The 12,742-nt window shown below is 34.0% G+C and carries 9 protein-coding genes; 4 read left to right on the top strand and 5 right to left on the bottom strand.

The window, feature by feature from the left end; translation table 11 throughout:
• Positions 1–82 precede the first annotated feature (82 nt).
• Both ACEN92_RS08085 and ACEN92_RS08080 read left to right on the top strand, forming a co-directional pair.
• The gene (locus ACEN92_RS08085; protein ID WP_495641863.1) at positions 83–1,141 is read left to right on the top strand and encodes a sensor histidine kinase; all 1,059 of its coding nucleotides are present in this window, start codon (positions 83–85) and stop codon (positions 1,139–1,141) included.
• A 65-nt stretch (positions 1,142–1,206) separates the two neighbouring features.
• A complete protein-coding gene (locus ACEN92_RS08080; RefSeq protein WP_495641862.1) occupies positions 1,207–1,920 on the top strand; it encodes a LytR/AlgR family response regulator transcription factor in 714 nt (237 codons plus the stop codon).
• Positions 1,921–2,202: 282 nt separating this feature from the next.
• Here ACEN92_RS08080 and nagB read toward each other — a convergent pair whose 3' ends face one another.
• From nagB to ACEN92_RS08055, 5 genes are all read right to left on the bottom strand, one after another.
• Positions 2,203–4,116, bottom strand: a complete 1,914-nt coding sequence (gene nagB, locus ACEN92_RS08075; RefSeq protein WP_495641861.1) for a glucosamine-6-phosphate deaminase — start codon at positions 4,114–4,116, stop codon at positions 2,203–2,205.
• A 146-nt stretch (positions 4,117–4,262) separates the two neighbouring features.
• Complete coding sequence (locus tag ACEN92_RS08070) at positions 4,263–6,359, bottom strand: alpha-L-fucosidase (protein WP_495641860.1); 2,097 nt, start codon at positions 6,357–6,359, stop codon at positions 4,263–4,265.
• Positions 6,360–6,898: 539 nt separating this feature from the next.
• The gene (locus tag ACEN92_RS08065; protein WP_495641859.1) at positions 6,899–7,243 is read right to left on the bottom strand and encodes a cupin domain-containing protein; all 345 of its coding nucleotides are present in this window, start codon (positions 7,241–7,243) and stop codon (positions 6,899–6,901) included.
• Positions 7,244–7,334: 91 nt separating this feature from the next.
• Positions 7,335–9,800 (bottom strand): AAA family ATPase, encoded by a 2,466-nt coding sequence (locus ACEN92_RS08060; RefSeq protein WP_495641858.1) that lies wholly within the window; start codon positions 9,798–9,800, stop codon positions 7,335–7,337.
• A 5-nt stretch (positions 9,801–9,805) separates the two neighbouring features.
• Positions 9,806–10,858 carry a PKD domain-containing protein gene (locus ACEN92_RS08055; protein WP_495641857.1) on the bottom strand — a complete coding sequence of 351 codons (1,053 nt, stop codon included), beginning with the start codon at positions 10,856–10,858 and terminating at the stop codon, positions 9,806–9,808.
• Positions 10,859–11,200: 342 nt separating this feature from the next.
• Here ACEN92_RS08055 and ACEN92_RS08050 point away from each other — a divergent pair, with 342 nt between their 5' ends.
• Positions 11,201–11,812, top strand: a complete 612-nt coding sequence (locus tag ACEN92_RS08050; RefSeq protein WP_495641856.1) for a C40 family peptidase — start codon at positions 11,201–11,203, stop codon at positions 11,810–11,812.
• On the top strand, positions 11,793–12,740 hold the full coding sequence (locus ACEN92_RS08045) for a type VI secretion system baseplate subunit TssG (protein WP_495641855.1): 948 nt from the start codon (positions 11,793–11,795) through the stop codon (positions 12,738–12,740). The genes ACEN92_RS08050 and ACEN92_RS08045 overlap by 20 nt, the downstream gene beginning before the upstream one ends.
• Positions 12,741–12,742 lie beyond the last annotated feature (2 nt).

Here is a 12,742-nt window from a genome sequence, read left to right as displayed (position 1 = left end):
TGGTTTTTATTAAAACTAATTTAGACGGATAACGTATAAACTTAGATAAACATCAAAAAATTCATAAAACATAGCCAATATCATGATTTTAAATTCGGGTAAATTATATAAAATACCATTGCGCTACCACATCGTGTTTTGGTCAACTTATTTCTTGTTTAATACCTTTCGCTGGGGAAGTTATTTTAATGATTATTTTTATTCGTTGAAAACAAATTTATTAGGTTTTCCGATTCATATGTCGTTGTGCTATCTGAATGTTTTGGTTCTTATGCCACATTTGGTTTATCGAAAAAAATACCTGCTGTATGTAATTTCTATTTTAGCCGCCATATTCATTATGGTGGTTGTAAAATTCAACATGACTTATTTACTGATAACCCATGAAGTTTGGCCTGAAGGACCTGAAACAATAGATAAATTAACACTCAATTATACTATTGATATGATGATGGGCGAACTTTATGTAATAACATTTGTCACCGCAATCAAGATTACTTACGATTTTTTGAAAGAACAAAAAAGAGTCACAGATCTTGAGAAATCGCAACTGGAAACTGAATTGCTTTTTTTGAAATCCCAAATCTCTCCGCACTTCTTTTTTAATACACTTAACAATATTTATTCCTTATCTGTAGAAAAATCGGATAAAACGCCAAAGATTGTTCTCAAACTTTCTGAGCTTATGCGCTATATGCTTTATGAAACAAAGAGTAAAAGGCAATCCTTAAAAAATGAAATACTTTGTATTCAGAATTATCTGGATTTAGAACGAATCAGAAATGATGATCGGCTGGAAATAAACATGTCTATTTCCGGAGATATACACGATAAGAAAATTGGCCCTATTATATTGCTGACTTTTGTTGAAAATGCTTTTAAACATGGTGTAAATAAAAATACAGGAAGTGTGATAATTGATATTAATTTTAAGATTAAAGGAGATTATCTTCATTTCTCTATTTCAAACCCAACACCTGAAATTACAACACATAAAGACAATTTTAACAGGTCAGGCGGGATAGGAATTGAAAACGTTAAAAAAAGACTTGAATTAGGCTATAATAAAAATGATTATAAGCTTTCTTTTAAAAATAAAAAGAATATTTTTGTCGTTAAGCTTGTAATTAAAGTGTCTTAAAAGAACTAATTTCTTTTTTTAAAATTATTCCTGCTAAATTATTTTCGCTAAAACAACAAACCGAAATGAAAATAAAGTGTTTGATTATAGATGATGAGCCATTGGCTATTAATGTCATTAAAAATTTCTTAGAGCCTATTGAAGATTTTGAATTAATAGACACCTTTAGTAATCCGATCGAAGGTTTAAATTTTCTAAAAAACAATAAAGTTGATTTAATTTTTCTGGACATTAATATGCCGGTCCTGGATGGTATAAATTTTATAAAAAGTTTAGAAAACCCTCCTTTGCTTATTATTACCAGTGCCTATAGTCAATTTGCTATTGAAACATACGAATTGGATGTTTTGGATTATCTGGTAAAACCCATCGAGTTTTCGAGACTGATGAAAGCGTTGAACAAAGTCAGTAAAAGGCTTAACACTAATAGCAGTACCAGTCAGGAAAACACTCAGGAACACCCTTTTATTTTCGTTAAAATTGATAAAAAAAGAATGAAGAAAATCTTTTTTAATGAAATATTGGTTATCGAAAGTCTGAAGGATTATTTAAAAATAAATACTTTATCTGGCAAATATATAATTCACAGCACCCTGTCTGATTTTACAGATTTATTACCCGAAAGAAACTTTTTAAGAATTCACAGATCATATACCATAGCCATTGATAAAATTGATGCTGTTGAAGGTAATAGTATAGAAATTGAGGGCCTTAGATATGTGATAGGCAGATCTTATATTGATCACGTAAAACAAAGGATTTTAAATTCTTCTATTTAATACCTGAATTAAGCAGGTGTCAGGCAGAGCGGAGTCGAAGCCCTTTTAAACGAACAAGTCTTCGACTCCGCTCAGGGTGACAATAATTTAATAATTTCTACAAAGTATGAAAGCATTTATTCAAGTTCTATTTTTTAATCTATTGGTTTGTAGTAAATAACAGTTTTAATCATGTTATAAAAAAAAATGCAACCATTTACGGTTGCATTTTCAACATACAGGTAACTAACCAAAATAAATTACATGAAAATATAATTTACTGTATTTTATAATTTGGATAAACTAGAAAAAATAGCGTTTGAATGCTTCAATAGCCGAATAATCAGCCAATCCTAAAGCATGGTATTTTTCTGCAGTTAATCTGTTTCTGTCTTCGACCCTTACCCAAAACTCTCTGTTGTCATCGCCCTGAAACATCACACCGTCTTTTTGGGATTGATGATAAAAAATGGCATGACGTTTTTTAAGAACCTGATCCGGACTCATAGGAACCGCCATTTCAATTTGGTAAGATTCCCATTCATGCCAGGCTCCGCGATACAGCCAAACCCAACAATCATCCATATAGCTATTGTGTTTTAATCTTTTTAATGCTTCAAACAAACTGTCCAGACAGACTTTATGAGTTCCGTGCGGATCCGCTAAATCTCCTGCCGCATAAATCTGATGCGGTTTTATTCTTTCAATAATGGCACACATAATATCAATATCGGCTTCCCCCAGATTATTTTTCTTTACGGTACCGGTTTCATAAAAAGGCAGATCCAGAAAATTAACATTAGAGTCAGGTAAGCCTAAATATCGGGTAGCAGCAAGAGATTCGCTTCTTCTGATTAAGCCTTTTAGTTTTCTAACTTCAAGCGAATCTATATCATTGTCCTTTTTACTCCTCAAAAAGTTGATGATGTTTTCAGATTCGCCGGAGTTAGTATTCAATGCCATAGAAATTTCAGCGAATTTTAAAGCTTCCTCATTAGAAACAGCAATATTTCCTGAAGTTTGATAGGCAATATGTACATCGTGTCCTTGTTCTACCAGTCTGTCAAAAGTTCCTCCCATCGAAATAACATCATCATCCGGGTGCGGACTGAAAATAATAATTCTTTTTCTTTCCGGAGTTGAACGTTCTGGTCGGTAAGTATCGTCAGCATTAGGTTTTCCTCCGGGCCAGCCAGTGATAGTCTGCTGCATTTTGTTAAACATTTTGATGTTTAAATCATATGCGGTTCCTTCTTCTGTCAAAAGACTGGACATACCGTTGTCATTATAATCTTTATCAGTTAGTTTAAGAAAAGGTTTTTTGGTCAATTCACTTAGCCAGGCAACAGCTTTAAGCTTTAATTCCTCTGTCCAGATAACCGATTTAACTAACCACGGGGTTTTTACTCTTGTTAATTCTGATGAGGCTTCTGTATCTAAAACGAATGTGGTGTTGCTGTGTTCTTGTAAATAAGTAGCCGGTACTCTGGAAGAGATTTCTCCTTCGATAGTATTTTTTATGATACCGGCCTTACTAATTCCCCATCCAAGAAGTACAATTCTTTTGGCATTTTTTACAGTACCAATTCCCATTGTAATCGCTTTTCGGGGTACATTATCGATGCCTAAAAATGAAGATGCAGCATCTATACGGGTTATATGGTCAAGCGTAATACTTCTTGTTCCTGAATTTACGTGAGATCCTGGCTCATTAAATCCGATATGCCCGGTTCTGCCGATTCCTAAAAGCTGAAAGTCCAATCCGCCATAAGACTTGATTTTCATTTCATAATCGATACAATATTGTTGTAAATCCTCACTGCTTATATTTCCGTCAGGAATATTTATATTTTCAGGAAGAATGTTTACATGATTAAAAAGATGCTCATGCATAAAATGATGATAACTCTGGATATTGTTTTTATCCATCGGGTAATATTCATCCAGATTAAAGGTTACTACATTTGCAAAACTTAAACCTTCTTCTTTGTGTAACCGAACCAGTTCTTCGTAAACTTTTATTGGTGAAGATCCTGTTGCCAAACCTAAAACACAAGGCTCGTTTAGTTCTTCTTTTCTCTGAATTATGTTAGCAATTTCTTGTGCGACAAGCACAGAAGCTTCTTGAGATGATTCGAAAATAACATTGTGAATTTTCTCAAAACGTGTTTCTTCAAATTTTCCTGCTTCTTTAAAATTTATACCTTCTCTACTCATTTCCCGTAGTTTCATTTAATTAATAGTATAAAATTAAGGTATTACGATCTTTATGAAATTAAAAATTCGACTAATGACCTGTAACCTTCGGTAAAAGACATAATTGAAATGTTAAAAAAAATCAATATTTGTTAGGGCTGTTTTTACTATTTTTCTATTGTATTTATTTCTCCAATAGAAGCAGTTTGTCCTTTTCCTTCTGTTGATTTGGCAACAAAGCGCAGATATCGGGCTTTAACGGCACCAAACATTTTAATTTGTTCTATCGGATTGTTTTTGATATTTGAAAATTCACCCTTAGATTGCAAAGTCCATTTTATATTATCTATGCTGGTATAGAATTCGTAATTGGATATTAAATTAAGAGTATTCCCTGTTTGTTGCGGCACGTAGGTAAAACCATGTATTTTAATAACGGTTCCCATATCAATCGATACTTCCTGAGGTAATTTATGGATATTGCCGCCAAAGGCCCAGTCAGTATTTGGATTGCCGTCTATAATTCTGTTTATGGTATTCATGTCACCACTCGAAGCAGAAATTATTTTCCATTTTTCTTTTGAGGCACCATATTTTGCTGTTTTGATTGCACTGCTTATATTTTCTTTTGTATCTAATGCAATAGCTTTTATCTGAACGGCTTTATTATAATTGAAGGGATCTTTGTATAATTTGCTCTTTACCGTTGGATTAGTTCCGTCCAGGGTATAATAAATACTGTTTCCTTCTTCAGCTTTCATAGTAACCTTTCCATTTTTATCACGTTCGATTTCGGGAATACGCACAAGGGTAGGAGCGTTGTATGCCTGAATAGTTGAAATAACAGGGCTTGACTTTGAGTCGGTAATATTAATTTTAAGAGCTGAGGCTGTAACTCTCTCTATTCTCAAAATTCTTTTATAGCCAATAGTGGTTTCGCTGGCAACAGTCACCCATTTTCCGTCAACTTTGGCTTCGACAGTAAAGGCCTTAACACGTTGTCCCAGTTTTATATATTCCTGAAGCAGAATCCGGTTAATTGCTGTAGGCTGATCAAATTCAAATACAATAGAGGCTGTTTTGATATTATCATTAGTGGCCCAATAAGTATTTTTATTTCCGTCGGTTACATTTTGGGCAGCAAATTCAGTAGTGTTTCCTCTTACATTGTCTGCGCTTGTTTTGCTTTTGGATAATAATTCGGTTTTGAAATCTGCTTTTATGGCAGCGACTAATTCTTTTAGCCTCGCCTCATCATTTTCATGAACCAGTCCTCTTCTGTCAACAGGCAGATTAAGTAACAAGTTGGCATTTCGTCCTATCGATTCATAATAAATATCAATCATCTCATCCAGAGGACGAACCTTGTCATCTTCAACAGCGTGATAAAACCATCCCGGTCTTATAGATACATCTGCTTCTCCGGGAACCCATTTTTCGCCATCCTCATGTCCGGACATGAACTCGGTATAATGCACTTTTCCGGCCAGTTCATCTTTTTGGCGTAACAGGCTCCAGTTTGTTCTCCCGGCGCGTCCTTCTTCATTCCCGATCCATCTCGCTTCAGAGGGTCCAACTCCCCAAACCAGTGTTTTTGGTGCTATTTTATAAATTAATTTATAGGTTTCATCCCAATTATAATATTCAAGAGTATTTATTTTTCGGGTTTCATTGGCTCCTCCATAATAGCCATCGCCACCGTTGGCACCATCAAACCACATTTCAAAAACATCTCCATAATTGGTGAGCAGTTCTTTTAACTGATTTCTGAAATAAGTAATATATTCCGGTTTGCCATATTCGGGATGGTTTCTGTCCCAGGGAGAAAGATATAAACCTAACTTTAAATCATATTCTTTGCAGGCGGCAGCCAATTCTTTAACCAAATCGCCTTTACCATTTTTCCAGGGAGAATTTTTTACGGAACGTTCCGTATAGGCAGAAGGCCATAAACAAAACCCGTCATGATGTTTTGCTACTAATATAATTCCTTTCATGCCTGCTTCCTTCACTACACGCGCCCATTGGCGCACATCTAAAGCAGTAGGATTAAACAATTGCGGAGATTCATCGCCATAACCCCATTCCTTATTGGTAAACGTATTTAATGAAAAATGTACAAATGCATAAAACTCCATTTCCTGCCAGTCAACTTGTTTTTGCGTTGGCAAAGGACCAAATGGCTCAGGTGATTTTACTAATTTCTGACTGCAGACAGGTGTTAGTATGCAAAAAAAACTCAGTATTAGAAAAATATTTTTCATCAGGTTCATATTAATAATATGTTGGTAAACAGATTAGAATATAAATTTAAGACAAATCAATATTTTTTGCGGCACAATTTCGACCAACAACATTTTTAAAAGAGTTTTGGGGATAATCAGGCGTATGAGAATTAACAATAGCAGTTGGGTCTAAATTAGTTTTTGATGATAATTTTTCGTCAGTTCGAGTGATTTTCGATAGAAAATTGTATGGAGAACAGAAAAATTAGCATTAAAAACAGTTCTCGATACGCGTCACTTCGAGTGTGAAGCGTATCGGGAAGTTTGTTCCGTTTCTCTGCACAAAAAACACTACCAATGACGTTGTTGTGCTAAATGCCTCTTTGACTAAGTGTTACCCTGAGCGGAGTCGAAGGCTTGCCAATTAGGACAGGCTTCGACTCTGCTCAGCCGGACAAAGGTTTCGATGGAATTTAGGACCTTAATTAGTAACGTCATTTAATATTGTTTTTTTGTAAAAAATTCAGCTTCGAACTGACGTTTTTAATAATTACATCAACAGGTTAGTATTAAAAATTTTAGTCAACAAAAATTGTATCCTCTTTAATTTTTTCAAAACACAAATTTACGGTTCTGACTGCTGAACTTGTTCGATGTACAGTTTTGGCCGGAATTTTAATAAAATCACCATTTCGCAAAAATATTGTTTCAGAATCCTTAATTTCAATTTTTAGCTCGCCTTCCAAAACCATAAAAAGTTCTTCGGTATCGTTGTGATAATGCCATTTATATTCTCCCTGAAAAACGGCAATTCTTAAACAATGGTCATTTACATTTTCAAGAATAAAATTGTCATAAGCTTTATCAACTTTATCGCTGATTTCTTTAAAATTCCGCTTGGTTAAAATTTCCTCTTTATTCATTTTAGGTTATTTAAATGTTATTTCTGATGAGAATATAAATTACTCAAAGTAAAAAATAAGCGTATTATAATATTTTGAGCGCGCAGCCGGATTAAACATTAAGTGTGCTAAAAGACTCTTCTTTAACCCATTTTACCTCTCCATCTTCTATTATTACAATCATTTTATCGCCGTCTTTTACCTCTCCGGAAATGATTTTCTTTGCCAATGGTCTTCTTAAATGGCTTCTGATAATGCTTTTTATAGGTCTTGCACCATATTTGGCATTATAACCATGTTCGGCAAGATAGAGTTTGGCTTCCATCGGAATTTCAACTGTTATATTGATATTTTTCAGTAACTCCAGGAATTCTTTTTTAAGATGTATTTCAAATATTTTTATGGCATTTTCTTTACTGATTGGTGCAAAAGGAACAATTTCGGTAAGTCTTCCTAAAAACTCAGGTCTGAAATAATTTCCCATGATTTCCATCAAAGAAGATGAACCTGGGATTTGACCTTTATTGAATGTTTCTACAATATGATCTGCTCCGATATTTGAAGTAAAAAGAATAATAGCATTCGAAAAATCTCCTTCTTTTCCGAGACGGTCATGTAATTTTCCCTCATCCATTATTTGCAGGAACACATCATAAACCGAAGTATGGGCTTTTTCGATTTCATCAAATAATACTATAGAATAGGGTTTTTGTCTTATTTTATTCACCAATAATCCACCTTCTTCATATCCCACATATCCCGGAGGCGCCCCATACAGTAATGCAGCCGAATGTTCCTCTTTAAATTCAGACATATCAAATCTGATGATAGCATTTTCATCCTGAAAAAGAAATTCCGCTAAACTTTTGGCTAATTCTGTCTTTCCTGTCCCTGTAGGCCCTAGAAAAAAGAATGATGCAATAGGCTGTCCGGCTTTGCTTAATCCTGATCGCGATTCTAATATAGATCCGGCAACGGTTGCAATACAATGATCCTGGCCAATAACCCGTCTGCTTAAAACATCTTCAATGTTATTCAGTTTTTGTTTCTCTTCTTCTTTTAATTTTCCGGCAGGAATACCTGTTTTCTGAGCAATGATAAGGGATAAATCAAAAGCTTCAATGTGTACGCGTTTGTCTAATGCCCTTTCTTCAATTGCAGTTATGAGGTTTTCAATATGATGAATAAGCAAATCAGAAGTTTCAAAAGTTTTTACCTGATTTTCTTCTTCCACAACCATCAAAAAAGTGGTTTTATTGATTAAATCTGTTAGGAACCAGTTGCATTCCTTTATTAATTGTTCTTCAGGTAAATTCGTTTCGTTATTCTTTAAAACAGTTAATTTATCGAGAATAGATTGTTTTTCCTTTAAAAAAGTTTCACCTGATGTTTTCAATACCGACATTGTATGATCGATAAGGTTTATTGCCGATTCCGGAAGGCTTTTTTCTTTTAAATATCTTCTGGATAAACGAATGGATTCCGTTATTGTTTCATCGTCAATTTGTATTTTATGATGCTCCTGATAGGTTTTGATTGATTCCCGAATCATTCTGAATAAAGTCTCATCATCGGATTCCTGCAGTCTTACAATTTCAAACATTCCTGACAAACCTTGTTCTTTTTCGATTCTCTTCGTATATTCATCTATTGTAGAGGTCGCTATAATATTCAATCCCTTGGCCAGTTCCCCTTTTAAAACATTGGAGACTCCGGAATCACCGCCATTTTTGTCCAATAACGTATGGATTTCTTCAATAATAAGAATTGCTTTTGGATATTGTCTTAATTCCTGGATACAGTTTTTTAAGCGGTCTTCTATTTCTCCCTTGTATGATGCACCTGCGATTAAGGAAGATAAATCCAGTTCGAAAAGCTGTACTTTATTCAAAGCATCCGGCACCTGATTGTCGATTACATTCTGAACAAGTGTATCTATTAATATCGATTTACCAACACCGCGATCACCAATTAGCAATACATTAGGTTTAGAAAACCGGCAAAGGATTTCTTTTATAGTATTTAATTCTGTCTCACGGCCAATTGCAATTACTTTTTTCTTCTTTTTTTCAAGGTTTTTATGGATGCAATATTTGCCTAAAAAACCTTTTTTGACTTCCTGCTTGGCAAAATTGTCATTTTGCGGAATTACCACCTGATCTTCCAGTAATTCATTTCTGGAAATAGGATAGGTTTTCATCTGATCGAAATTAAAACCAACTCCCGGAGAGCTCAAAGCCACTATGATTGCATAAAGACTGATTTCATCTTCATTTAATGCAATTCTTATCGATTCTGCTTCTTTTATGATTTCGTCAATCACATCACTGGGTTCTGCATCAATTACGTGAGTAGTTTTGGGCTCTTCTTCCATTCTTACTTCTGCCCATTCATCAAGGTAATAAACATCTTTGCCCATAGCTTCCAGACGCTTTAAAAGTGATAAATCCCTGTTTAAAATGGCTTTCAGTAAATGTGATGCAGAGTAATATTTATTTAAATTGTTTTTCGCAATTTTTTTTGCAATTTCAAGCGCATTTAATAATTCTGTACTGAAAATATTTTTTTCTTCTTCCATATTAATTAATCTTTATACCAGATCAGGTATTTTTTAACTTTATAGGTAATGTTTAATCCTTTTATGCAGTTGTTTTCCTTGTCTTTATTTAATCGGATTGACTCTATTTTTATTTTTTTTCCTTTAATTGAGGAACACAATTGACTGAAGGTTAGTAATTCATCATCATTTTTTACAATTGGAATGTCAAGATCATCACATAAGAATTCTGAAAAATCATCTTTTACTTTACTGCCTTCCGCAACCTTGATCAGTAATATTTCAAATTGATCTTCAGATATTTTTGGTGCTTTTTTGATTACGCCGGCACTGTCTTTCTGCATTTTTGTTTTTGGGGCCACAGGTACATATTGAAGCATATCTTCCAAAGGATCTTTTTTTGCTTTACCTCTCGGAAGTGAAAAAGCTGAAGCTTTTTTCTCATACTCGTATGATGTTATATCAAGAGGGTTTGTTTTTTTTATGATTTTAGGATGTACATAAATAGTTTTTTTGGCGACACGGCTAAAATCTCCATTGACAACAAGCGTAATTGTTTTTTCTCCTGAAGTAGTAAAAGTATATACAGGATTTGGTGATGTGTCATCAACACTTCTGTTTTCGCCAAAAGCCCACTCCCAGGTTTTTGCATCTTCAGAAATCGAATTGAAATAGGTAGGCTGCCCCACAGTAATTACTTTCGAAGATATGATTTTGGGAGTTCCCAGTTTATCCGCAGCATATTTATCAGTAATATTAAGCTCCCGGGTATGGACACAATCACCATTTACAGTAAGTGTTACTATATATTTTCCGGTGTTTTTATATACGTGAAAAGTGTGTCTTCTGTTATCAGGTGCAGACCCGTCTCCAAAATCCCATTCCCACAATTTGGCATTGGGTGTTTTATCATAAAACTCAATGGATTCCTGATTTTGGGAATGTTCCGAGAAAATATAAAATTTGACATCGTCACAGTCAACATGATTAAAAAATTGAATTATAAAGGTAACAATTCCAATTAATAGAAGGATTACGAAGAAAAATATAACCCTGATGTCAATATTTTTTTTATCCATGTTTGTTAGATATTATTAAGATAAACTTTATGAAAAATGAAAAGCAAAAATAGTTTTTATTATTTTAAAATTGTAAATATAATATGATATTTTTTATGAAAATAATTGCATTCTTACAAAATATTTTATTAGGTTTGTATCTTGAATGATTTATAAAAGTAAATAAATTCATATAAATGTTTATGCTGGCAAATGATAAAAAAAATGGCTGGTGTTTTGGGCAGAAAGATGAATTCACATTCATTTTTTATTGTGATTGGATTTTTAAGTGTTACCATTAAATTCTAAATATTGATTATATAATTACATTTTTTTATGAGGCAGGCAGTTTTATTAATTATAATGATGCATCTATGTTTAGCATGTTATGCCCAGAAATATATTTCACAGATTCCGTTTAAATATGATTATTCTTTAGACCAGTTAAAGAAGCAGTCCAAAATAGGAGAAGCAGATTTAAAGAATAAAACTGTTGTTGATGATAATTCAGAAAACCTGAGTGACGATATTCTGGTTTTAAAGGAAAAATATTCTATTGTACTGGCAGTAATGCCCAATAAAATTAGAAACTACAGATTATACTCCTACATAGACCCCTGGATTAATACACCATACAAAGAAAAAAGTTTTTCTAAGACAGGAATTGACTGCGCTTATTTCCTGCAGTCTTTATATAGTGATGTTTACCAGGTTACACTTCCTAAAGATCCTGCGGGAATGTGGAAGTCCAAATCCATTCAGATCTTTACCGGAAGAAGTTTCCTTGCAGAAGGTGATTTGGTTTTTTTCAGATACGATAAAGATCATCCAATATCCGATGTTGGCCTGTATCTGCACAACGACAGAATTTTGGCCTGTACAGAGAAAGGCCTCGCGATATATAATTTCAATGACGAATATTTTCAACTACGTTACATAGGTGCAGGGCGAATTAATGAAGACACAAAGAAATAAAAAGAGTCTTGAGGATCTTGCATACGAAATAGAGAATATTTCATATGACATCAGAGCCGAAGTTGTTGCTAATGAACTCCTTGAGAGTAATGCGGTCGTGCAGGATGAAATTACGATTTCTAATCACGGGCAATTCTCAAGAGCGTACAGGAGTGATGTTTTGGGAGCATCAATTCAGGATGATAATTATGATAAGCAGGAATATCTTAACATAAAATTATCAAGAGATAGTATGTATGATGCACTTCCGGAAGGTTTTGTGCATAGTTTGAGTGAGAACAACGCCGATAAGTCGGTGGGGCAGATGATAAAGGAACATAAGCATCAGAAAAAACAAGAGGCCGAAGCCCGTAATTTTTTTACTCCTTTTGAGAACGAAATTTTTCATTACCGGACTAAAATAGAAAGTGTTGAAAGGGATTTTTTATATAAGCTGAACGGAAGCAAGCCATTGGACTTCTTTTATGATTTTTGGGGTTTGCCGCATATTTATCCGGCTGTTTTAGTTTCAAAATTTATTCAGCTTTTGCCTTATACTTATAAAATTGTCGGTGATATTGATTTAGCATGCCGTTGCCTGGAAAGTATCATAGAAGAGAAAGTAAGTTATAAAGCAACGAGTTCTAAAGAGTATAGTGCCGAAGAAGAACAGGTCAGTTTAGGGGAAAACCGATTAGGGGTCGATTTTATTACCGGAAAGGATTATATGGATTATTCAATGAACCTGACACTGGAAATTGGGCCAATAACGAATAAACCTTTTACGGACTATGTTAATAATGGAAAGATAAAAATATTTATAGACTGTTTTTGCGAGCATTTTTTCCCAATGGAAGTTGAGGTAAGAACAGTTTTAATAATGAATCAGGAAACCGAAGAGTTTAATTTTAGCAAACTACCTGTGTTAGGGTATACAACACGAATTTAGAA

This window comes from Flavobacterium sp. Flavsp81 (assembly GCF_059491325.1).
The sequence above is the reverse complement of the archived record's forward strand: the minus strand, read 5'-3'. Positions and strand labels throughout refer to the sequence as shown.